At 70.2% G+C, this 22,067-nt stretch carries 22 protein-coding genes and 1 pseudogene; 20 read left to right on the top strand and 3 right to left on the bottom strand.

The window, feature by feature from the left end:
• Nucleotides 1-19 precede the first annotated feature (19 nt).
• The 20 genes and pseudogenes from DRV84_RS11135 to DRV84_RS11040 all read left to right on the top strand — a co-directional run bounded on the left by DRV84_RS11135 (nucleotide 20) and on the right by DRV84_RS11040 (nucleotide 18,439).
• On the top strand, nucleotides 20-1,216 hold the full coding sequence (locus DRV84_RS11135; protein WP_115980575.1) for an NADH-quinone oxidoreductase subunit E: 1,197 nt from the start codon (nucleotides 20-22) through the stop codon (nucleotides 1,214-1,216).
• Between the two features lie 25 nt (nucleotides 1,217-1,241).
• The gene (locus DRV84_RS11130; protein ID WP_115980572.1) at nucleotides 1,242-1,916 is read left to right on the top strand and encodes an NADH:ubiquinone oxidoreductase; all 675 of its coding nucleotides are present in this window, start codon (nucleotides 1,242-1,244) and stop codon (nucleotides 1,914-1,916) included.
• Nucleotides 1,917-1,933: 17 nt separating this feature from the next.
• Entirely contained in the window at nucleotides 1,934-2,167 is a 234-nt protein-coding gene (locus tag DRV84_RS11125; protein WP_115980569.1) for a DUF5337 family protein, read from the top strand.
• Between the two features lie 23 nt (nucleotides 2,168-2,190).
• Complete coding sequence (gene nuoF, locus DRV84_RS11120) at nucleotides 2,191-3,486, top strand: NADH-quinone oxidoreductase subunit NuoF (protein WP_115980566.1); 1,296 nt, start codon at nucleotides 2,191-2,193, stop codon at nucleotides 3,484-3,486.
• A gap of 122 nt (nucleotides 3,487-3,608) precedes the next feature.
• Nucleotides 3,609-3,902: a hypothetical protein gene (locus tag DRV84_RS11115; protein ID WP_147298854.1), complete on the top strand. Its 294-nt coding sequence runs from the start codon at nucleotides 3,609-3,611 to the stop codon at nucleotides 3,900-3,902.
• Nucleotides 3,896-4,318, top strand: a complete 423-nt coding sequence (locus DRV84_RS11110; protein ID WP_239995059.1) for a DUF5333 domain-containing protein — start codon at nucleotides 3,896-3,898, stop codon at nucleotides 4,316-4,318. Before DRV84_RS11115 ends, DRV84_RS11110 begins: the two co-directional genes overlap by 7 nt.
• A 4-nt stretch (nucleotides 4,319-4,322) precedes the next feature.
• Nucleotides 4,323-6,347 carry an NADH-quinone oxidoreductase subunit NuoG gene (gene nuoG / locus DRV84_RS11105; RefSeq protein WP_115980561.1) on the top strand — a complete coding sequence of 675 codons (2,025 nt, stop codon included), beginning with the start codon at nucleotides 4,323-4,325 and terminating at the stop codon, nucleotides 6,345-6,347.
• On the top strand, nucleotides 6,344-6,754 hold the full coding sequence (locus DRV84_RS11100; protein ID WP_115980559.1) for a hypothetical protein: 411 nt from the start codon (nucleotides 6,344-6,346) through the stop codon (nucleotides 6,752-6,754). The genes nuoG and DRV84_RS11100 overlap by 4 nt, the downstream gene beginning before the upstream one ends.
• A gap of 7 nt (nucleotides 6,755-6,761) precedes the next feature.
• Nucleotides 6,762-7,799, top strand: a complete 1,038-nt coding sequence (nuoH, locus tag DRV84_RS11095) for an NADH-quinone oxidoreductase subunit NuoH (protein WP_115980556.1) — start codon at nucleotides 6,762-6,764, stop codon at nucleotides 7,797-7,799.
• Between the two features lies 1 nt (nucleotide 7,800).
• Nucleotides 7,801-7,989 carry a hypothetical protein gene (locus tag DRV84_RS11090; RefSeq protein WP_115980553.1) on the top strand — a complete coding sequence of 63 codons (189 nt, stop codon included), beginning with the start codon at nucleotides 7,801-7,803 and terminating at the stop codon, nucleotides 7,987-7,989.
• Nucleotides 7,986-8,480, top strand: a complete 495-nt coding sequence (nuoI, locus tag DRV84_RS11085) for an NADH-quinone oxidoreductase subunit NuoI (RefSeq protein ID WP_115980551.1) — start codon at nucleotides 7,986-7,988, stop codon at nucleotides 8,478-8,480. The genes DRV84_RS11090 and nuoI overlap by 4 nt, the downstream gene beginning before the upstream one ends.
• 229 nt (nucleotides 8,481-8,709) lie before the next feature.
• Nucleotides 8,710-9,123 carry a carboxymuconolactone decarboxylase family protein gene (locus DRV84_RS11080; RefSeq protein WP_115980548.1) on the top strand — a complete coding sequence of 138 codons (414 nt, stop codon included), beginning with the start codon at nucleotides 8,710-8,712 and terminating at the stop codon, nucleotides 9,121-9,123.
• Between the two features lie 2 nt (nucleotides 9,124-9,125).
• A complete protein-coding gene (locus tag DRV84_RS11075; RefSeq protein ID WP_115980546.1) occupies nucleotides 9,126-9,728 on the top strand; it encodes an NADH-quinone oxidoreductase subunit J in 603 nt (200 codons plus the stop codon).
• 52 nt (nucleotides 9,729-9,780) lie between these two features.
• Nucleotides 9,781-10,086 carry an NADH-quinone oxidoreductase subunit NuoK gene (gene nuoK, locus DRV84_RS11070; protein WP_115980543.1) on the top strand — a complete coding sequence of 102 codons (306 nt, stop codon included), beginning with the start codon at nucleotides 9,781-9,783 and terminating at the stop codon, nucleotides 10,084-10,086.
• 4 nt (nucleotides 10,087-10,090) lie between these two features.
• Nucleotides 10,091-12,151, top strand: coding sequence for an NADH-quinone oxidoreductase subunit L (gene nuoL / locus DRV84_RS11065; RefSeq protein WP_115980541.1), 2,061 nt, complete (start codon nucleotides 10,091-10,093; stop codon nucleotides 12,149-12,151).
• Nucleotides 12,151-13,707 (top strand): NADH-quinone oxidoreductase subunit M, encoded by a 1,557-nt coding sequence (locus tag DRV84_RS11060; protein ID WP_115980538.1) that lies wholly within the window; start codon nucleotides 12,151-12,153, stop codon nucleotides 13,705-13,707. The genes nuoL and DRV84_RS11060 overlap by 1 nt, the downstream gene beginning before the upstream one ends.
• Nucleotides 13,704-15,146, top strand: coding sequence for an NADH-quinone oxidoreductase subunit NuoN (gene nuoN / locus DRV84_RS11055; protein ID WP_115980536.1), 1,443 nt, complete (start codon nucleotides 13,704-13,706; stop codon nucleotides 15,144-15,146). Before DRV84_RS11060 ends, nuoN begins: the two co-directional genes overlap by 4 nt.
• Before the next feature lie 64 nt (nucleotides 15,147-15,210).
• Nucleotides 15,211-16,006 (top strand): annotated as a pseudogene (locus DRV84_RS11050) (biotin--[acetyl-CoA-carboxylase] ligase).
• Nucleotides 15,990-16,775 carry a type III pantothenate kinase gene (locus DRV84_RS11045; protein ID WP_115980533.1) on the top strand — a complete coding sequence of 262 codons (786 nt, stop codon included), beginning with the start codon at nucleotides 15,990-15,992 and terminating at the stop codon, nucleotides 16,773-16,775. The pseudogene DRV84_RS11050 and the gene DRV84_RS11045 overlap by 17 nt, the downstream one beginning before the upstream one ends.
• Entirely contained in the window at nucleotides 16,772-18,439 is a 1,668-nt protein-coding gene (locus DRV84_RS11040) for a ribonuclease J (RefSeq protein ID WP_115980531.1), read from the top strand. The genes DRV84_RS11045 and DRV84_RS11040 overlap by 4 nt, the downstream gene beginning before the upstream one ends.
• On the opposite strand, the gene DRV84_RS11035 is transcribed toward DRV84_RS11040, so the two are convergent.
• The 3 genes from DRV84_RS11035 to DRV84_RS11025 all read right to left on the bottom strand — a co-directional run bounded on the left by DRV84_RS11035 (nucleotide 18,440) and on the right by DRV84_RS11025 (nucleotide 21,998).
• Nucleotides 18,440-18,970, bottom strand: a complete 531-nt coding sequence (locus DRV84_RS11035) for a hypothetical protein (protein WP_205026734.1) — start codon at nucleotides 18,968-18,970, stop codon at nucleotides 18,440-18,442.
• Nucleotides 18,971-19,054: 84 nt separating this feature from the next.
• Nucleotides 19,055-20,563, bottom strand: a complete 1,509-nt coding sequence (locus DRV84_RS11030; RefSeq protein ID WP_115980528.1) for a DEAD/DEAH box helicase — start codon at nucleotides 20,561-20,563, stop codon at nucleotides 19,055-19,057.
• A gap of 127 nt (nucleotides 20,564-20,690) precedes the next feature.
• Nucleotides 20,691-21,998: an NAD(P)/FAD-dependent oxidoreductase gene (locus DRV84_RS11025; RefSeq protein ID WP_115980525.1), complete on the bottom strand. Its 1,308-nt coding sequence runs from the start codon at nucleotides 21,996-21,998 to the stop codon at nucleotides 20,691-20,693.
• Nucleotides 21,999-22,067: the final 69 nt, after the last annotated feature.

Raw genomic sequence — 22,067 nt, 5'->3', positions numbered from 1 at the left:
ATCACACGAAGGACACGGCATGCTTCGACGCCTCCACCACGAGCAGCCCGAAAGCTTCGCCTTCACGGCCGAGAACCTAGAGTGGGCCAAGGCGCAGATCTCCAAGTATCCCGAAGGCCGGCAGGCGAGCGCGATCATCCCGCTCCTCTGGCGCGCGCAGGAGCAGGAGGGCTGGCTCACGCGGCCCGCGATCGAATACGTCGCCGACATGCTCGGCCTCGCGCATATTCGCGCGCTCGAGGTGGCGACCTTCTACTTCATGTTCCAGCTCGCGCCGGTGGGCTCGGTCGCGCATGTGCAGGTCTGCGGCACGACCTCGTGCATGATCTGCGGGGCCGAGGACCTGATGGCCGTCTGCAAGGAGAAGATCGCGAAGGAGCCGCATCAGCTCAGCGCGGACGGCAAGTTCTCCTGGGAGGAGGTCGAGTGTCTCGGCGCCTGCGCGAACGCGCCGATGGCGCAGATCGGCAAGGATTATTACGAGGATCTCACCGCCGAGCGGCTGAGCGAGATCCTCGACGCCTTCGCCGCGGGGGAGGTGCCGACGCCGGGCCCGCAGACCGGCCGCTACGCCTCCGAGCCCGCGGGCGGGCCGACGGCGCTCACCGCGCATGCGGAGGGGCGGCCGGCGCACAACGCCTCGGTCGAGCTCGCGCTCGAGATGGGCGACACGATCAAGCGCATCGACGGCAGCGAGGTGCCGCTCCGCACGCCGTGGCGCGATCTCTCGCGCGCGCCGGGGGAGGCCGAGCCGGACCCTAAGGGGCCGGTGCTGGCCGAGGCGCAGCCCACGGACGGCACCGGCATCGACAAGCGCGAGGCGCCCGTGCAGGGCCGCGGCAAGCCCTCCACCGGCGATCCCGCCCCGGCGCCCGAGCATGCGACCGCGCCCGAGGTGGAGCCGGCCGCCGTCGCGCCCGGCACGGCCCCGGAGCGGCTGGAGGCCCCGCGCGGCGGCGCGGCCGACGATCTGCAGCGCATCGAGGGGATCGACGCGGCCCTCGCCGAGGGGCTGGCGGCGCTCGGCATCCATCACTTCGACCAGATCGCCGGCTGGGGCGCCGAGGAGATCGCCTGGATCGAATACCACCTCGAGGATGCCGAAGGACGCGTCGCCCGCGACGCCTGGGTCGAGCAGGCCCGGCTTCTGGCCGAGGGGGGCGAGACGGCGCCGGACGGTCGTGCTAGAAGAGGCGATGTCGACAAGAAGACGTAACGGCATCACCTGAGGGGGACGAGAGATGGCGCAGACGGATAACGACACGACCTGCACGATGGTCTGCTGGGGCTTCGGCGGAGTCTCGGGGCTCGGCGTGCTGATCATCGGCGTGCAGGAGGGGCTCTGGTTCCTCGTCTCGCTGATCCTCGGCATCGCCTTCGCGGTCTGGTTCGGCCTCTTTCTGCAGCGCAAGCTCTGCGGCACCGTCGCGCCGCCGTGGGAGGGACAGTCGCTCGGCGAGCTGACGGGGATGGAGCCGCTCTCGCCGCAGCGCAAGCGCGAGCTCGGCCTCGAGGAGGAGCCGCCGACCCCGGCGCCCGCCCCGCAGCAGGCGGCCCCCGCGCCCGCGCCGAAGCCGGCGGAAGCGCGCACGGCGGCGCCGGCCCCCGAGGCCCCGGCGGCGGAGACGAAAGCCGCGACGACGACCGCGACGGAGGACGCGGCCGAAAGCAAGCCCGCCCTGCGCGACGCGCCGCGCGCGGGCGGGGCGGACGACCTGAAGAAGATCAAGGGCGTCGGCCCGAAGCTCGAGAAAGTCCTGAACGAGATGGGCGTCTATCATTTCGACCAGATCGCCGGCTGGAGCGCGGCGGAGGTCGCCTGGGTCGACGCCAATCTCGAGGGCTTCAGGGGCCGCGTGAGCCGCGACGACTGGGTGACGCAGGCCAGGGCGCTCGCCGCGGGCGAGCGCGGCTGACCCGCGACGGAGGGCGGATGCCGCAGGACCGGACGCCGGACGAGGAGACGCGCCGCGCCATCGCGCGGCAGGGCCGGGTGATCGCCGTGGTGATCGCGGCGGCCGGCGTCGCCGCGCTCCTCGCGCCGTGGCTCGCCGGGACCGTCGACCTCCCTGTGCGCGCGGAGATGCTGATCTATCTTGCGGCGATGGGCGCCTTTTTCTGGGCGTTCATCGCGGCCATCGGGCTCTGGCGCCGGCGGAACGGCTGAGGCCGGCGCGGAAAGGAACGGGAATGCTCAAGGACGAAGACCGCATCTTCACCAATCTCTACGGGATGCACGACCGCACGCTCGCGGGCGCGAAGGCGCGCGGGCACTGGGACGGCACCGCCGGGATCATCGCGCGCGGGCGCGAGGCGATCGTCGAGGAGGTGAAGAAATCCGGCCTGCGCGGCCGCGGCGGCGCGGGCTTTCCGACGGGGATGAAGTGGTCCTTCATGCCCAAGGAGTCGGACGGGCGGCCGGCCTATCTGGTGGTCAACGCCGACGAATCCGAGCCCGGCACCTGCAAGGACCGGGAGATCATGCGCCACGATCCGCACACGCTGATCGAGGGCTGCCTGATCGCCTCCTTCGCGATGGGCGCGCATGCCTGCTACATCTACATCCGCGGCGAATACATCCGCGAGCGCGAGGCGCTGCAGGCCGCGATAGACGAGTGCTACGACGCGGGGCTGCTCGGGCGGAATGCCGCCGGCTCGGGCTGGGATTTCGACCTCTACCTAACCCATGGCGCGGGCGCCTACATCTGCGGCGAGGAGACCGCGCTGATCGAGAGCCTCGAGGGCAAGAAGGGCATGCCGCGCATGAAGCCGCCGTTCCCGGCGGGCGCGGGGCTCTACGGTTGCCCGACGACGGTGAACAACGTGGAAAGCATCGCGGTGGTGCCCACGGTCCTGCGCCGCGGCGCGGACTGGTTCTCGGGCTTCGGGCGGCCGAACAACGCGGGCACCAAGGTCTTCGCGATCTCGGGGCACGTGAACAACCCCTGCGTCGTCGAGGAGGAGATGTCGATCCCCTTCGAGGAGCTGATCGAGCGTCACTGCGGCGGCGTGCGCGGGGGATGGAAGAACCTAAAGGCGGTGATCCCCGGCGGCTCCTCGGTGCCGCTGCTGCCCGGCTCGGTGATGCGCGAGGGGATCATGGATTTCGACTGGCTGCGCGAGAACCGCTCGGGCCTCGGCACCGCGGCGGTGATCGTGATGGATCAGTCCACCGACATCATCAAGGCGATCTGGCGCCTGTCGAAGTTCTACAAGCACGAGAGCTGCGGCCAGTGCACCCCCTGCCGCGAGGGCGCGGGCTGGATGATGCGCGTGATGGAGCGGCTGGTCAGCGGCGAGGCCGAGGTCGAGGAGGTGGACATGCTCCTCGACGTGACCAAGCAGGTCGAGGGGCACACCATCTGCGCGCTCGGCGACGCGGCGGCCTGGCCGATCCAGGGCCTGATCCGGCACTTCCGCGACGAGATCGAGGACCGCATCAAGGCGCAGAAAACCGGCCGCAGCACCGCCGTGGCGGCGGAATGAGCGCGCGGGGAGGCCGAGAGATGCCCGAGGCTGCGACGGCGCAATGGTGCGATGGCGGCGGCCGCCGCCAGCGGTGGCCGCGTCGCGTCGCGGGCCTTCGCGTCGCCGCGGGTGCCGCTTTGGTGGCCCTCGCCGCCTGCGGCGGCGGGCGGACGGAGGTCGCCTTCGACGGCGGGTCCTACAGCGCCTCGGCCGCGCGGGGCGAGACGGTGGAGCGCTTCATCGCCTCCGCCCGGCCGGTGAGCGCCGGGCGCGCGGGCGCGGTGCGCGCGGCCGAGCACGCGGGCAAGCGGTATTGCATCGAGACTTTCGGCAGCTCTGACATCGATTGGACGACCGGGCCCGATAGCGACCCGGCCGCGCTGCCGGTGGCAGGCGACGCGGTGACCCTCGAGGGGAGGTGCGCCCCGTGGTGAGCCTGCGCGCCTGTCTCTGCGCCGCCGCGCTTCTCGCCCCGCCGGGGGTGGGGGCGGCGGTCGTCGCTTCGGAGCGCCCGCCGCTCCGCGAGGTGCAGGAGATCGACGGCGCGCTTCTGGCCATCGCGATCGCCGACGAGGTGCGCCGGCGCTGCGACGCAATCGCGCCGCGCTGGGTCCGCGCCTACGCCCGGCTGAGTTCGCTCGAGGCGCGGGCGGCGGAGCTCGGCTATTCAGACGCGGAAATAGAAGATTACGTCGGGAGCGAGGACGAGAAGGCGCGGATGCGCCGGCTGGGCGAGGCCTACATCCGCCAGCAGGGCTACGACCCGTCCGTGACCGCCGAGCTCTGCGCCTTCGGGCGGGACGAGATCGCAAGCGGCAGCGCCGTGGGGCGGCTGCTCAGAGAGAAGTGAGATCATGACCGAACTGCGCAAGATCGTCATCGACGGCCGGGAGATCGAGGTCGATCCGGCCCTGACCCTGATCCAGGCCTGCGAGGAGGCGGGCATCGAGATTCCGCGCTTCTGCTACCACGAGCGCCTCTCGATCGCCGGGAACTGCCGCATGTGCCTCGTCGAGGTGGTGGGCGGTCCGCCGAAGCCGGCCGCCTCCTGCGCGATGCAGGTGCGCGACCTGCGCCCCGGCCCCGAGGGGCAACCGCCGCAGGTCAGGACCAACTCGCTCATGGTCAAGAAGGCGCGCGAGGGGGTGATGGAGTTCCTGCTCATCAACCACCCGCTCGACTGCCCAATCTGCGACCAGGGCGGCGAGTGCGACCTGCAGGATCAGGCGATGGCCTACGGTGTCGACTTCTCCCGCTACCGCGAGCCCAAGCGCGCGGTCGAGGATCTCGATCTCGGCCCGCTGGTCGAAACGCACATGACGCGCTGCATCTCCTGCACGCGCTGCGTGCGCTTCATCACCGAGGTGGCGGGCATGCCCGAGCTCGGCCAGACGGGGCGGGGCGAGGACGCCGAGATCACGAGCTACCTCGGCCAGACGCTCGATTCGAACATGCAGGGCAACATCATCGATCTCTGCCCGGTGGGCGCGCTGGTCTCGAAGCCCTATGCCTTCACCGCGCGGCCCTGGGAGCTGACCAAGACCGAGTCGATCGACGTGATGGACGCGCTCTGCTCCAATATCCGCGTGGACACCAAGGGGCGCGAGGTGATGCGGATGCTGCCGCGCAACCACGACGGCGTGAACGAGGAGTGGATCTCCGACAAGACGCGCTTCGTCTGGGACGGGCTGCGCCGCCAGCGCCTCGACCGGCCCTACATCCGCGAGAACGGCAAACTGCGCGCCGCCACTTGGGGCGAGGCGCTGAAGGTCGCGGGCGACAAGCTGCGCACGGCGGAGCGGCCTGCGGGCCTCGTCGGCGATCTCGCCAACACCGAGGCGGCCTTCGCCCTGCGCCAGTTGATGGAGCGCTTGGGCGGCGTGGCCGAGTGCCGGGTGGACGGCGCGCGGCTGCCCGCCGGCAACCGCTCCGCCTACGTCGGCACGGCGGCGATCGAGGATATCGACGCCGCACGCAACATCGTGCTCCTCGGCACCGATCCCCGCAACGAGGCGCCGGTCCTGAATGCGCGCATCCGCAAGGCGTGGCTCGCCGGCGGCGAGGTGAGCCTGATCGGCGAGCCGGTGGACCTCACCTTCGACGTGCACCACGCCGGCCGCGGCGGCGCCGATCTCGCGCGGCTGGCCGACGGCAAGGCGGAGCTTCCCAAGACGGCGGAGGGGCCGGGCCTCGTCATCGTCGGGCAGGCGGCGCTGCGCCGCCCCGACGGCGAGGCGGTCCTCGCAAGCGCCATGCGCCTCGCCGAGCGGATGGAGGCGGGGCTCCTCGTCCTGCACACCGCCGCCGGCCGCGTCGGCGCGATGGACGCGGGCGCGACCTGCGGGGGCGGCCTCGACGCCGCGCTCGACGGCGACGTGATCTGGGCGCTCGGCGTGGACGAGACGGACATCCCCGAGGGCCCCTTCGTCATCTATCAGGGCAGCCACGGCGACCGCGGCGCCCACCGCGCCGACCTGATCCTGCCGGGCGCCGCCTGGACCGAGGAGCAGGCGCTTTTCGTCAACACCGAGGGCCGCCCGCAGATGGCGCTCCGCGCGGGCTTCCCGCCGGGCGAGGCCAAGGAGAACTGGGCGATCCTGCGCGCAGTCTCGGTCGAGGCGGGGGCGCAGCTTTCCTACGACAGCCTCGCGCAACTGCGCCGCGCGCTCGTGGCCGAGGCGCCGTGGATCGCCGAGGTGGACCGCGTGCCCGCGAACGACTGGACCCCGCTCGCGCCGGGCGAGGTGTCGGAGGCGCCCTTCGGCCGTGCGATCGGGGATTTCTACCTCACCAACCCCATCGCGCGGGCGAGCGAGGTGATGGCCGATCTCTCGGCGCGGGCGCAGGCGCGCGCGGCGGAGCGCATCGCCGCGCAATGAGGCGGGCGCACGGGGCGCTCGCGCTCGCCGCGGCCCTCGCGGCGGGCTGCAGCGAGACGCCGGACGCGGCACCGGAGAGCCCGGCGCCCGCCCGGCCGGCAGAGGAGTATCTGGGCGTGGAGACCCGGCTTCTTGACACGGATCTCGTGAGCCTCGAGGTCGCCATGGCGGGGGCCGCGCCGCCCGCGGCGCTGCGCGCCTACGCCGACTGCGCGGCGGCGCGCTACACGCTGATCCGCGGCTACGCCTTCGCGCGCCACGTGCGCACGAATCTCGCCGAAGAGGGTGGCAAGACGACCGCAGATGCGGTTTACACCCTCTCGCCGGCGCGGCCCCGCGGCGTTTCGCCGCTCGACGCCGCGGCGGTGGTCGCCGCCTGCGACGCCCGCGGCATTCCGACGGTATGAGGACCTGATGGACGCTTTCTTCGCCACTCCCCTCGGCACCTTCCTGATCGTGCTGGCGCAGTGCCTCTCGGTCCTCGGCTTCGTGATGATCTCGCTCCTGTTTCTCGTCTACGCCGACCGCAAGGTCTGGGCGGCGGTGCAGATGCGGCGGGGCCCGAACGTCGTGGGGGCCTTCGGGCTCCTGCAGACGATCGCCGACGCGCTCAAGTACGTCCTGAAGGAGGTCGTCGTGCCCGCCGGCGCGGACCGGCCGGTCTTCATCATGGCGCCGCTGACGAGCTTCGTGCTCGCCGTGCTGGCCTGGGCGGTGATTCCCTTCAACGACGGCTGGGTGCTCGCCGACATCAACGTGGCGATCCTCTACGTCTTCGCCATGTCCTCGCTCGAGGTCTACGGCGTGATCATGGGCGGCTGGGCCTCGAACTCGAAGTATCCCTTCCTGGGCTCGCTCCGGTCCGCGGCGCAGATGATCTCCTACGAGGTCTCGATCGGCCTCGTCATCATCGGCGTGATCCTCTCGACGGGCTCGATGAACTTCGGCGCCATCGTCGGTGCGCAGGACAGCGCGGCGCATTTCTTCGGCTGGTACTGGCTGCCGCATCTGCCGATGGTGGCGCTCTTCTTCATCTCCGCGCTCGCCGAGACGAACCGCCCGCCCTTCGACCTGCCGGAGGCTGAATCGGAGCTTGTCGCCGGCTACCAGGTGGAGTACTCCTCGACGCCGTTCCTCCTGTTCATGGCGGGCGAATACATCGCCATCTTCCTGATGTGCGCGCTGATGAGCCTCCTGTTCTTCGGCGGTTGGCTCTCGCCCGTGCCGGGGCTGCCGGACGGCGCGCTCTGGATGCTGGCGAAGATGCTCTTCTTCTTCTTCCTTTTCGCCATGGTGAAGGCGGTGACGCCGCGCTACCGCTACGACCAGCTCATGCGCCTCGGCTGGAAGGTCTTCCTGCCGATGAGCCTGATCTGGGTCGTCTTCGTGTCCTTCGCCGCCAAGTTCGAATGGTTCTGGGGCATCTACGCCCGCTGGTCCGTGGGAGGCTGACATGCAGGAACTCAAGACCGCGATCCTCAACGCCCGCTACATCGACATGATGGAGCTCGCCGCGACGGCGGCCGAGGCCGCCGACCAGAGCCCCGAGCGGGACAACCAGATGGCCGGCCCGCGCGCGCAGGCGATCGCCGCCGCGATCTTCCGCTGGGCCGCCGACGACATCGACGGAGACGGCAAATGACGCAGATCGACTACGGCCGCGCCGCGAAATACTTCCTGCTCACCGATTTCCTGCAGGGCCTGAAGCTGGGCCTGCGCTACTTCTTCGCGCCGAAGGCGACGGTGAACTACCCGCACGAAAAGGGCCCCCTCTCGCCCCGCTTCCGCGGCGAGCACGCGCTGCGCCGGTACCCCAACGGCGAGGAGCGCTGCATCGCCTGCAAGCTCTGCGAGGCGGTCTGCCCCGCGCAGGCGATCACCATCGACGCCGAACCCCGCGCCGACGGCTCGCGGCGCACCACGCGCTACGACATCGACATGACGAAATGCATCTACTGCGGTTTCTGCCAGGAGGCCTGCCCGGTGGACGCCATCGTCGAGGGTCCGAACTTCGAGTTCGCCACGGAAACGCGCGAGGAACTCTACTACGACAAGGAGAAGCTCCTCGAGAACGGCGAACGCTGGGAGGCGGAGATCGCCCGCAACCTCGAACTGGACGCGCCGTATCGATGACGGACCGCGCTGCTTGCGCCGTGCCGCGCGTGTCGGCGCCGCGGGAGGGGGCGCTGCCCCCTCTTGGCCTTCGGCCAATTCACCCCCGGAGTATTTCGGCCAAGATGATGGGCCGGGTCGCGATCGCCCAGCATCTTGGCGGAAATACTCCGGGGAGCGCGAGGGGCAGAGCCCCTCGCCCTGCGCCGTCGTCGGGGGCGGTCGCACCCACAGGGCAGGAGGCGATCCGTTGAGCGACCGCAGCCCCTTCGAAGAGATGATGGTGCGCTGGCAGGAGATGGCGCGCTCGATGAACCCCTCGCTCGAGACCTTCAGCCCGCGGGCGCTGGAGGCCATGTGGCCGACCATGCCGCGCGAGTGGATGGAGATGGTCTTCGGCAACGCCTGGAACAAGGAGGGGCTCGACGCCAAGACCCGGCTCCTCTTGACTTTGGCGGGGCTCACGATGCAGGGGGCGCAGGCCGACGCGCAGATCCGGCTGACGGTGCGCCACCTGGCCGAGGCCGGGGCGACGCGTCAGGAAATCGTCGAAGCGATCGGCATGATGTCGGTCTTCGCGGGGCTGCCGGCGATGACGCGGGCCATGCAACTCGCGCAGGAGACGCTCGAGGCCTCGGCGGACGAGGGAAACGAGGAGACGTGACCATGGCCACCTTCGCCTTCTATCTCTTCGCCCTCGGCTGCGTGGCCGGCGGGCTGTTCACGGTGATCTCGCGCAATCCGGTCTATTCGGTGCTCTGGCTGATCCTGTCGTTCCTGTCGGCGGCGGGGCTGTTCGTGCTGATGGGCGCCGAGTTCGTGGCGATGCTGATGATCATCGTCTACGTCGGCGCGGTCGCGGTGCTGTTCCTTTTCGTCGTGATGATGCTCGACGTGGATTTCGCCAAGCTGAAGGCGGGGATGGCGCGGTACATGCCGCTGGCGCTCCTGATCGGGGTGGTGCTCCTGATGCAGCTCGGCCTCGCGCTCGGCGGCTGGCAGGGCGCGGAGGTGGCCGAGGCGCAGCGTGCGCAGCCGATCCCGGCGGAGCTGCACAACACCGAGGCGCTCGGCATGGTGCTTTACGACCGGTATTTCCTGCTGTTCCAGCTTTCGGGGCTCATCCTGCTGGTGGCGATGGTGGGCGCGATCCTCTTGACGCTGCGCCACCGCGCGGACGTCAAGCGGCAGAACGTGCTGGCGCAGATGTACCGCGATCCCGAGGCGGCGATGGAGCTCAGGGACGTGAAGCCGGGGCAGGGGCTGTGAAGCCGCGCGACCGGGGTCAACGAGAGCGGGCCGGGGCGCCCGGAGGGACGGAATGATCGGACTGGAACATTATCTCACGGTGGCGGCGGCGCTCTTCGTCATCGGCATCTTCGGGCTCTTTCTCAACCGCAAGAACGTCATCATCCTGCTGATGTCGGTCGAGATCATCCTGCTATCGGTCAACATCAACCTCGTCGCCTTCTCCTGGTATCACGGCGATCTCGTAGGGCAGATCTTCACGCTTTTCGTGCTGACCGTCGCCGCGGCGGAGGCGGCGATCGGGCTCGCCATTCTGGTGGTGTTCTTCCGCAACCGCGGCACGATCGCGGTGGAAGACGTCAACATGATGAAGGGCTGAGCCGATGGAGACGCTGCTTCTCTTCGCGCCGCTCGCGGGCGCGCTGATCGCGGGCTTCGGCTGGCGCGCGATCGGCGAGACCGCGGCCATGTGGGTGGCCACCGGGCTCCTGTTCTTCTCGGCGCTCTTGTCGTGGATCGTGTTCCTGACCTTCGACGGCATCACCGAGACCATTCAGATCCTGCGCTGGATCGAGAGCGGGACGCTCGCGACCGACTGGGCGATCCGGCTCGACCGGCTGACGGCGGTGATGCTGATCGTGGTGACGAGCGTCTCGGCGCTCGTGCATCTCTATTCCTTCGGCTACATGGCGCATGACGAGAATTTCCGCGAGGGCGAGGCCTACAAGGCGCGCTTCTTCGCCTATCTCTCGCTCTTCACCTTCGCCATGCTCATGCTGGTGACGGCCGACAACCTCGTGCAGCTCTTCTTCGGCTGGGAGGGCGTGGGCCTCGCCTCCTATCTGCTGATCGGGTTCTACTACCGCAAGCCGTCGGCCAACGCCGCCGCGATCAAGGCCTTCGTGGTCAACCGCGTGGGCGATTTCGGCTTCGCGCTCGGCATCTTCGCGATCTTCTTCCTCGTGGATTCGGTGCGCTTCGAGGACGTCTTCGCCGCCGCGCCCACCATCGCCGAGACGCAGATCACCTTCCTCTGGGGGAGCTGGAACGCGGCGGAGCTGGTGGCGGTGCTGCTCTTCATCGGGGCGATGGGGAAATCGGCGCAGCTTCTGCTGCACACCTGGCTGCCGGACGCGATGGAGGGGCCGACGCCGGTCTCGGCGCTCATTCACGCGGCGACCATGGTCACCGCCGGCGTGTTCCTCGTCTGCCGCATGTCGCCGGTGATGGAGTTCGCGCCGAACGCGATGACCTTCGTCACCTGGCTCGGGGCGGCGACGGCCTTCTTCGCGGCGACGGTGGGGCTCGTACAGACCGACATCAAGCGCGTGATCGCCTATTCCACCTGTTCGCAGCTCGGCTACATGTTCGTCGCCGCCGGCGTCGGCGCCTATCCGGTGGCGATGTATCACCTGCTGACGCACGCCTTCTTCAAGGCGATGCTGTTCCTCGGTGCGGGCTCGGTGATCCACGGGATGCATCACGAGCAGGATATGCGGAACTACGGTGGCCTGCGGGCGAAGTTCCCCTATACCTTCTGGGCCATGCTGATCGGCACGCTGGCGATCACGGGCGTCGGCATTCCGGCGGTTCTGTTCACGCTGGGGGGCGTCCCGATCGGCTTCGCCGGATTCCTCTCGAAGGACGCGGTGGTCGAGAGCGCCTATGCCGGCGCCGGCGGCGTGCCTTTCTGGCTCCTGGTGATCGCGGCGCTCCTGACGAGCTTCTATTCCTGGCGGCTGATGTTCCTGACCTTCTGGGGCAAGCCGCGCGGCGACAAGCACACGCACGCCCATGCGCACGAGAGCCCGGCGGTGATGACCGTGCCGCTCGGCGTGCTCGCCGTGGGCTCGGTGCTGGCCGGGATGATCTGGTACAACGCCTTCTTCGGGCACACCGACAGCGTCGCGAAGTTCTTCGGCATGCCCTACGCCGAGGCGGAGGCCGAGGGCGGCGAAGAGGCCTATGGCTACGTCTTCGCCGGCGAGCCGGGGCAGGGCGCGCTCTACATGGCGCCCGAGAACACGGTGATCGCCGACGCGCACGCGGTGCCGAAGTGGGTCAAGGTCAGCCCCTTCTTCGCCATGCTGATCGGGCTCGGCCTCGCGTGGCTCTTCTACATCCGCGACCCGGCGATCCCCAAGCGCCTCGCCGAGAGTCAGCGGCCCCTCTACCTTTTCCTGCTCAACAAGTGGTATTTCGACGAGCTCTACGAGTTCGTCTTCGTCCGGCCCGCGCGCGGCGTGGCGCGCACGCTCTGGAAGCGGGGTGACGGCGCTGTGATCGACGGGACGATCAACGGCGTCTCCATGGGCGCGATCCCGTGGCTCACGCGGCTCGCGGGGCGGGCGCAGACGGGCTACATCTTCTCCTACGCCTTCTGGATGGTGGTCGGCATCGTCGCGATGATCACCTGGATGACGCTCACCGGGGGGGCGCGCTGATGGACAACCTGCTTTCCATCGTCACCTTCACGCCGGCGATCGCGGCGGCGATCCTCGCTGTCTTCCTGCGCGGCGACGACGAGGCCGCGCGCAACAACGCGCGATGGCTCGCCCTGATCGCGACGACGGCGACCTTCCTCGTTTCGCTCTTCATCCTGTTTCAGTTCGACCCGGCCGACACCGGCTTCCAGATGGTGGAGGAGGCCGAGTGGATCTTCGGCCTGACCTACAAGGTCGGCGTGGACGGGATCAGCGTGCTCTTCGTGCTGCTGACGACCTTCATCATGCCGCTGACGATCGCCGCCTCGTGGCACGTCACCGAGCGGGTGAAGGAATACATGATCGCCTTCCTCGTGCTCGAGACGCTGATGATCGGCGTCTTCGTGGCGCTCGATCTCGTGCTCTTCTACCTCTTCTTCGAGGCGGGGCTCATCCCGATGTTCCTGATCATCGGGATCTGGGGCGGGAAGGAGCGGATTTACGCCGCCTTCAAGTTCTTCCTGTACACCTTCCTCGGCTCGGTGCTGATGCTGGTGGCGATGGTGGCGATGTACGTCGACGCCGGGACCACCGACATCGCGGCGCTCCTGCGCCATCAGTTCGCCTCCGAGACGCTCGACCTCTGGGGGCTGCAGATCATCGGCGGCGCGCAGACGCTGATGTTCCTTGCCTTCTTCGCGAGCTTCGCGGTGAAGATGCCGATGTGGCCGGTGCACACCTGGCTTCCGGACGCGCACGTGCAGGCACCGACGGCGGGCTCGGTCGTCCTCGCCGCGATCCTGCTGAAGATGGGGGGCTACGGCTTCCTGCGCTTCAGCCTGCCGATGTTTCCGGTGGGCGCCGACGTGATCGCGCCGCTCATCCTCTGGCTTTCCGCGATCGCCGTGGTCTACACGAGCCTCGTCGCCCTCGCGCAGGAGGACATGAAGAAGCTGATCGCCTATTCGTCGGTCGCGCACATGGGTTTCGTGACCATGGGTATCTTCGCGGCGAACCAGCAGGGGCTCGACGGCGCGATCTTCCAGATGATCAGCCACGGCTTCATCTCGGGGGCGCTTTTCCTTTGCGTGGGCGTGATCTACGATCGGATGCACACCCGCGAGATCGAGGCCTATGGCGGCCTCGTGAACCGGATGCCGGCCTATGCCGCCGTGTTCATGCTCTTCACCATGGCGAACGTCGGCCTTCCGGGGACGAGCGGCTTCATCGGCGAGTTCCTGACGATGATGGGCGCCTTCCAGGTCAACACCTGGGTTACCGCGGTCGCGGCGACGGGCGTGATCCTCTCGGCGGCCTATGCGCTCTGGCTCTACCGCCGGGTGGTGCTCGGCGACCTGATCAAGGCGAGCCTCAAGTCGATCTCGGACATGGACCGCCGGGAAAAGGCGATCTTCGCGCCCTTCGTCGTGATGACGCTCCTGCTCGGGGTCTACCCGGCGCTCGTGACCGACATCATCGGGCCGTCGGTCGCCGCCCTCGTCGAGGGCTACGACACCGCGCTCGCGCAGCATGACGCCGCCAGCATGGTGGCAGCGGCAGAGGAGGCCGCGCAATGACCGCTCAGGATCTCGCCCTTCTCACGCCGGAGATCGTGCTGGCCGTCTACTCCATCGCGGCGCTGCTCGGCGCGGTCTACACGGCCAAGGACGCCCTCGCGCCGCAGATCACCTGGGCCACGGCGGCGGTCTTCGTCGGGCTCGCCGCATGGATCGCCACGCGCGGCCCCGGGGCCGAGGAGGCCTTCGGCGGGCTCGTGGTCGTCGACGGTTTCTCCCGCTTCGCCAAGGCGGCGCTTCTGCTCTCGGCGGCGGCCGTGCTGGCGATCAGCCAGGATTACATGACGCGCCGGGGCCTCCTGCGGTTCGAATATCCGCTGCTCGTGGCGCTCTCCGTCGTCGGCATGATGGTCATGGTCTCGGCGGGCGATCTGATGTCGCTCTACCTCGGGCTGGAGCTGCAGTCGCTCGCGCTCTACGTGCTGGCGGCCTTCCGGCGCGACAGCGCGAAATCGACCGAGGCGGGGCTAAAGTATTTCATCCTCGGCGCGCTCTCCTCGGGGCTTCTGCTCTACGGCGCGTCGCTCGTTTACGGCTACGCTGGCACCACGCTCTTCACCGGGATCTTCGCCGCGGCGGGCGACGGAAGGGCCGAGATCGGGCTACTGATCGGGCTGGTTCTCGTGGCCTCGGGGCTCGCCTTCAAGGTCTCGGCGGTGCCTTTCCACATGTGGACGCCCGACGTCTACGAGGGCGCGCCGACGCCGGTGACGGCCTTCCTCTCGACCGCGCCCAAGATCGCGGCGATGGCGCTCTTCGCGCGGGTGCTGCACGACGCCTTCGGCGGCGTCGTCGCCGACTGGCAGCAGGTGGTCGCGGTGCTCGCGCTCCTGTCGATGTTCGTGGGCTCCATCGCGGCGATCGGGCAGACGAACATCAAGCGGCTGATGGCCTATTCCTCCATCGCGCACATGGGCTACGCGCTCATGGGGCTCGCGGCGGGGACGGCCTTCGGCGTGCAGGCGATGCTCGTCTATCTCGCCATCTACGTCGCGATGAGCGTCGGCACCTTCGCCTTCATCCTCTCGATGGAGCGGGGCGGCGCGCCGGTGGTCGAGATCGGGGCGCTCCGGATGTACGCGCGCCATCAGCCCGGCCGCGCCATGGCGATGCTCGTCCTGCTCTTCAGCCTCGCGGGCGTGCCGCCCTTCCTCGGCTTCTTCGCCAAGCTCTACGTGCTGCGCGCGGCCTACGAGGGCGGGCTGATCTGGCTCGCCGTGGGCGGCGTGCTGGCGAGCGTGATCGGCGCCTATTACTACCTGCGCATCGTCTATTTCATGTACTTCGGCGAGGAACGGGGCGAGCCGGTCGAGGCCGGGGGCGGCGTCGTGCTCTGGGGCGCGCTCATGGCCTCGGCGGCGGTGATGCTCGTGGGCATCGTTAATCTCTTCGGGATCGAGGGCGCGGCGGCCGCCGCCGCGACGGCGCTTGTCCGCTAACGCCGCGCCCGCGGGCTGGCCGGACGGCGTCGGGCGGGTCATCCTCGACGAGGCGCCCTCGACCATGGCCGAGGCCGCGGCCCGCGCCGGCGAGGCGCCGGGACCGCTCTGGATCATGGCGCGCCGGCAGACCGCCGGGCGCGGGCGGCGCGGCCGGGCCTGGGCCGATCCGCCGGGCAACCTCGCCGCGACGCTCCTGACGCCCGCGCCGGAGACCGAGCGCGCGGCGCTCATGTCCTTCGTCGCGGCGCTNCGATCCGCCGGGCAACCTCGCCGCGACGCTCCTGACGCCCGCGCCGGAGACCGAGCGCGCGGCGCTCATGTCCTTCGTCGCGGCGCTCGCGCTCTTCGACGCCTGCGCCGAGGTGACGGGGCGGCCGGAGGCCTTCGCGCTCAAGTGGCCGAACGACGTGCTGCTGCACGGCGGAAAGCTCGCCGGCATCCTGCTGGAGACGGTGGCGCCCGCGCATCTCGCCATCGGCATCGGCGTCAACCTCCGGCATGCGCCGGAGCCGGCGACGCTGGAGCCCGGCGCCGTGGCGCCCGTTTCGCTCGCCGAGGGGCTCGGCGCCGACGTCGGGCCCGAGGCCTTTCTCACGCCGCTCGCCCGCGCCTTCGAGGTGCGCGCGCGGAGCTTCGCGACCTACGGCTTCGCGCCGATCCGCACCGCGTGGCTCGACCGCGCGGCGCGCAAGGGCGAGACGGTGACCGCGCGCACGGGGAGCCACGAGGTGACGGGCCGCTTCGAGACGCTGGACGACGCGGGCCGGCTCATCCTCGCCACGCCGGCGGGGCGGCAGGCCATCGCCGCGGCCGAGGTCTTTTTCGCCGGGGGAGAGGCGCATGCTGCTCGCGGTTGATTGCGGCAACACGAACACCGTCTTCTCGATCTGGGACGACGATCATTTCGTCGCCACCTGGCGCATGGCGACGCAGCCGCAGCGCACGGCGGACGAGTATTACGTCTGGCTCTCGACGCTGAAGGCCTTCCAGAAGATCGAGCGCGACATCACCGACGTGATCGTCTCCTCCACCGTGCCGCGTGTCGTGTTCAACCTGCGCGTCCTCGCCGACCGCTACTTTCACACCCGCCCGCTCGTCGTGGGGCGGGAGGATTGCGCGCTGCCCGTCGCGGTGCGCGTCGATCCCGGCACGCAGGTCGGCCCCGACCGGCTGGTGAACACGGTGGCGGGGCACGACCGCTACGGCGGCGACCTGATCGTGGTGGACTTCGGCACCGCCACCACCTTCGACGTGGTCGATGCCGACGGCGCCTACGTCGGCGGCGTGATCGCGCCGGGGGTCAACCTGTCGCTCGCCGCGCTCCACGACGCCGCCGCGGCGCTGCCGCATGTCGACATCTCCCGCCCGCAGCGCGTGGTGGGCACCAACACCGTCGCCTGCATGCAGTCGGGGATCTTCTGGGGCTACATCGGCCTCATCCGGGAGATCTGCGACCGCATCCGGGGCGAGCGCGACCGCGCGATGCGCGTGGTGGCGACCGGCGGGCTCGCGCCGCTCTTCCAGCAGGCCGAGACGCTTTTCGACCATTTCGACGACGACCTGACGATGCACGGGCTGACCGTGATCCATGCGCACAACAAGAAAGAGGAGGCTCGGGCCCGATGAACGACCGTCTGATCTATCTGCCGCTCGGCGGCGCCGGCGAGGTCGGGATGAACGCCTATGTCTTCGGCTACGGCCCGAAGGGCAAGGAACGGCTGATCCTCGTCGATATCGGCGTGACCTTTCCCGACATGGACAGCTCGCCCGGGGTCGACCTGATCTTTCCGGACATCTCCTGGCTCGAGGCGAACCGCGACCGGCTGGAGGCCGTCTTCATCACCCACGCGCACGAGGACCACGTCGGCGCGCTCGGCCATCTCTACACGCGCCTCGGCCAGCCGCCGGTCTACGCGCGCGCCTTCACCGGCCATCTCGCGCGGCTCAAGATGGAGGAGCAGGGACAGGACCCCGCCCGCGTCTCCATCGCCGAGCCGATGCCCGAGATGGTCGAGGCCGGGCCGTTCCGCGTCGGCTTCCTGCCGATCTCGCACTCGATCCCGGAAAGCGCAGGGATGGTCATCGACACGCCGGCGGGGCGGGTCATGCACACGGCGGACTTCAAGATCGACGTGACCCCGGTGGTGGGCGAGGCCTTCGACCCCGCCGCATGGGAAGCGGCGGCGGCGCCGGGGGTGCAGGCGCTCCTCTGCGATTCGACCAACGTCTTCGTGGAGCGGCCGGGCCGGTCCGAGGCCTCGCTCGCCTCGAACCTCGAGTCGCTGGTGGCCGGCGCGGGCGGCATGGTGGTGGCGACGACCTTCGCCTCCAACGTGGCGCGGCTCAAGACGCTGGCGGAGGCCGGCGTGCGCGCCGGGCGCTCGGTCTGCCTGATGGGGCGTGCGATGCGGCGGATGCTGGAAGCCGCGCTCGAGACCGGCGTGCTCGAGGATTTCCCGCCCACCGTCAGCCCGGAGGATGCCGCGGGCGTCCCGCGCGAGAACCTGATGCTGGTCGTCACCGGCAGCCAGGGCGAGCGGCGCGCCGCCTCCGCCCAGCTCGCGCGCGGCAAGTACCAGGGGATCGAGCTCAAGGCGGGCGACACCTTCCTCTTCTCGTCCAAGACGATCCCCGGCAACGAGCGCGGCGTTCTGCGCATCATCAACCAGCTCTCCGAGATCGGTGTCGACGTGATCGACGACGCGACGGACCGCTACCACGTCTCGGGCCACGCCAACCGCCCGGACCTCGAGCGGATGCACGACATCGTGAAGCCGAAGATGGTGATCCCGATGCACGGCGAGCACCGGATGCTGCGCGAGCACATGAAGCTCGCGAAGAGCCGCGGCTACGCCTCCGCCATCGCGCCCAACGGCACGATGCTGGACCTCACCGGCGACGCGCCGCAGGTGGCCGAGCACGTGGAGACGAGCCGCATCTACCTCGACGGAACGGCGCAGATCGGCGCGCTCGACGGGGTGGTGCGCGACCGCATCCGCATGGCGCTCAACGGCCACGCGCTCGTCACGCTCATCATCGACGAGGACGGCGACCCGCTCGGCGAGCCGTGGTGCGAGCTGTCGGGCCTGCGGGAGAGCGGGCGCTCGCGCGCCGATCTCGCCGAGGTGATCGAGGGCGATCTCGCGCAGTTCATGGGCCGCGCCGGCAAGAAGGTGCTCGGCGACGACGACAAGCTCGAGGACGGGCTGCGCCGCATCGTGCGCAACACTGCCTTCAACGAGATCGGCAAGAAGCCGGAGGTGACCGTGGTGATCAGCCGTCTCGGCTGATCACGCCGCGCCGAGGCGGTCGAGCGCGCGGGCGTAGCGCGCGAGCCGCGCGCGGTCCTTTTCCGTCGGCTGCGCGATGCGCGCGAGGTCCATGTTGTCGCGCAGGTCCGCGATCTTGACCGCGCGGCCGAGCGGGTCGGCGCCCGCGCGCGCGACGAAGGCCTTGTAGCTCTCGTCGGCCCGCCGCGTCACCGCGTCGAGGCCGCGCAGCACCGCCTCCGACGCCCCCGCCACCGCGAGGTGGTCGAGCGTGACGGGGCTGTCCTCCACCACGTCGTGGAGCACGCCGACGATGCGCGCGTCGTCGCTCTCCTGCGCCGCCATCACGCGGAGCGGATGCAGGATGTAGGGCGCGCCCGCCTTGTCGGTCTGGCCCGCGTGCGCCTCGGCGGCGCTGGCCACCGCGCGCTCGAGCGTCAGCGCGCCCGGCCGCTCCGCCAGAAGATATGCCAGCGCAGGCGTCTCCGCCCTGGCGGCCGCGTGCTGCCGCAGGGCGAAGGCCAGCGCATCGTCGAAACGATGTGTCACCATGATACCGTCCATGTGGTGAGGGGCGGCGGATGACCCTCCGCCGGGGGATGAGGTCGGCGCCCGCGCGCCGGGCGCCGGGCCGCCTCAGCCCGCGAGGCGTTCCTCGAGGCTGAGCGCGATGAAGCGGGGGAGGTGATCGCCCATGCCGACGACCTTCGCGGACTCGCCGCTGTCGTCCGCCTTTTTCGCGCGCGAGCGCCGCTTCTTCGGCGCCGGCTTGTCCGCCGGCGCGCTCGCGGTCTCGGCCGCCGGGGCCTGATCCCCGGCCGGCTCGGCCACCTGGATCGACGCGTCGTCGGCCTCCTGCGCCGTGGCGGCGGGCGCGTTCTCTTCGGCCGGGGCGCTCTTCTTGCGGCGGCTGCGTCCGCCGCGGCTGCGCTTCGGCGCCTCGGTCTCGGCGCGCGGGGCGTCCGCCTCGGCCTCGGGTTTCTTCGGCGCGGGCGCCGCCTCCGGCAGATCGACGCGCGGAATCTCCTTGCCGAGCAGGCGCTCGATATCGACGAGGTGCTTCTCGTCCTTGGGCGCGCTGATCGTCAGCGCCTTGCCCTCGCGCCCGGCGCGGCCGGTGCGCCCGATGCGGTGGACGTAATCCTCCGCATGCGTCGGCACGTCGAAGTTGAAGACGTGGCTCACCGCCGGAATGTCGAGCCCGCGCGCCGCCACGTCGGAGGCGACGAGGAACCGCAGCGTCCCGTCGCGGAAGGCCTCGAGCGTGCGCGTGCGCGTCGCCTGATCGAGGTCGCCGTGGATCGGCGCCGAGTCGTAGCCCGATTTCTTCAGCGACTTGGCGAGGGTGTCCACCTCGACCTTGCGGTTGCAGAAGATGATGGCGTTCTTGCAGCCTTCGCCCTCGCGCTCGATCAGCGCGCGCAGGAGCTTGCGCTTGTCGCTCGCCTCCCGGTCGCGCCGGCCCGGCTGAAAGAGCGCCACGCCCTGCTCGATCGTCTCGGAGGCGGTGGCCTGCCGCGCCACCTCGATCCGCTCGGGCGCCTGCAGGAAGGTGTTGGTGATCCGCTCGATCTCCGGCGCCATGGTCGCCGAGAAGAAGAGCGTCTGCCGTGTGAAGGGCGTCAGGCTGAAAATCCGCTCGATGTCGGGGATGAACCCCATGTCGAGCATGCGGTCGGCCTCGTCCACGACCATGACCTGCACGCCGGTCAGCAACAGCTTGCCGCGCTCGAAATGATCGAGAAGCCGCCCCGGCGTGGCGATCAGTACGTCGACGCCCTTGTCGATCAGCGCGTCCTGCTCCTTGAAGCTGACGCCGCCGATCAGCAGCGCCTTCGTCAGCTTCACGTTCTTGGCGTAGGTGTCGAAGTTCTCGGCCACCTGCGCGGCGAGTTCCCGCGTCGGGCAGAGCACGAGGCTACGCGGCATCCGCGCCCGCGCGCGCCCGCGCGCGAGCATCGTGATCATCGGCAGCGTGAAGCTCGCCGTCTTGCCGGTGCCGGTCTGGGCGATGCCCAGCACGTCGCGCCCTTCGAGCGCCGGGGGAATCGCGCCGGCCTGAATCGGGGTGGGCTCTTCGTAGCCCGCCTCCTCGATCGCCTTCAGAACCTTCGGGTTGAGGTCGAGATCGCTGAACTTGGTCATGTATATCCGTGATTTACGGACACACCCGGCCCGTAGCGTCTGTCGGAGCCGTCGGTCGACCGGGCGGCGAGGCGCCCGTGGCTCGGGCGTGTCTTAAGGGAAAAGCGGCCGCCGGTCAATGCGCGGCTCAGAGCCCCAGCCGGTCGCGCAGCGCGTACCAGCTCATCGCCAGCACGAGAAGCGGCGTGCGCAGCCGCGGCCCCCCGGGAAAGGCCGGCGTCGGCACGGCGGCCATGGTGTCGAAGCCCTCCGTCTCGCCCGCGACCGCCTCGGCCATGAGCCGCCCCGAGAGCGTGGCGAGCCCGACGCCGTGGCCCGAGTACCCCGAGGCCGAGAGCACCCGCAGCCCCACCCGCGCGAGATAGGGCAGGCGGCGCAGCGTGATCGCCAGCGTACCGCCCCAGGCGTAGTCGATCGCCACGTCTTCCAGATGCGGAAAGACCTTCAGCATCGGCCGGCGCACGAGCCCCGCGATGTCGGCGGGAAAGCGGTAGCCGTAGGTCTCGCCCCCGCCGAAGAGGAGCCGCCCGTCGCCGCTCAGCCGGAAGTAGTTGACGACGAACTTGGTGTCGGCCACCGCCACGTCGCGCGTCAGCACCTCCGCCGCGCGGGCGCCCAGCGGCTCGGTCGCGGCGACGAAGTTGTTGATCGGCATGACACGTTCGGCGATCCGCGGCGCGAGCCCCTCCAGATAGCCGTTCCCGGCGAGGATCACGTGATCGGCCCGCACGCGCCCGGCCTCCGTGCGCACCTCCGGCGCGGGCCCCTCGATCAGCTCCACCGCGCGCGTGCGCTCGAAGAGCCGCGCGCCGGCCCCCTCGGCTGCACGCGCGAGGCCGAGCGCGAAGGCCAGCGGATGCAGATGCCCCGCCCCGTGATCGAGCGCGCCGCCACGGTAGGCCGGCGAGGGGCAGAGCGCGTGCCCCGCCGCGCGGTCGAGCGTCTCGATCTCCTCGTAGCCGTAGCGCTCCGCGAGATGGGCCGCCTCGGCATGGATCTCCGCGCGCTCGGCATCGGTGTAGCAGAGATGCGCGACCCCGGGCCGCAGCGCGCAGTCGATGCCGTGCCGCGCCACCAGATCGCGCACCAGCGCCTTCGCCTCCTCGCCGAGCCGCCAGAGCCGGCCCGCGTGCGCCTGCCCGAGCCGCGCCTCGAGCTCGCGCTGGCCCACGCGTTGCCCGCTTCCCAGTTGCCCGCCGTTGCGCCCCGAGGCGCCGAAGCCCGCCCGGCTCGCCTCCAGCACCACCACGTCGAAGCCCCGCTCCGCGAGGTGCAGCGCCGCCGAGAGCCCCGTGTAGCCCGCGCCGACCACGCAGACGTCCGCCCGGGTCTCGCCCGACAGCGCCGGGCGCGGGGGCGGCGCCTCCACCGTCGCGGCGTACCAGCTCTCCGGATAGGCGCCGGGGCGGTCGTTGGCGGTCAGCAGGTCGGTCACGCGCAGCCTCGGTCCTTCTTCTTGGCTTAAATATCCTCGGGGGGTGAATTGGCCGTCAGGCCAAGAGGG

The sequence above is a fragment of the Rhodosalinus sediminis genome (assembly GCF_003385555.1).
GTDB lineage: Bacteria > Pseudomonadota > Alphaproteobacteria > Rhodobacterales > Rhodobacteraceae > Rhodosalinus > Rhodosalinus sediminis.
This window is presented reverse-complemented; position numbering and strand designations above follow the sequence as displayed.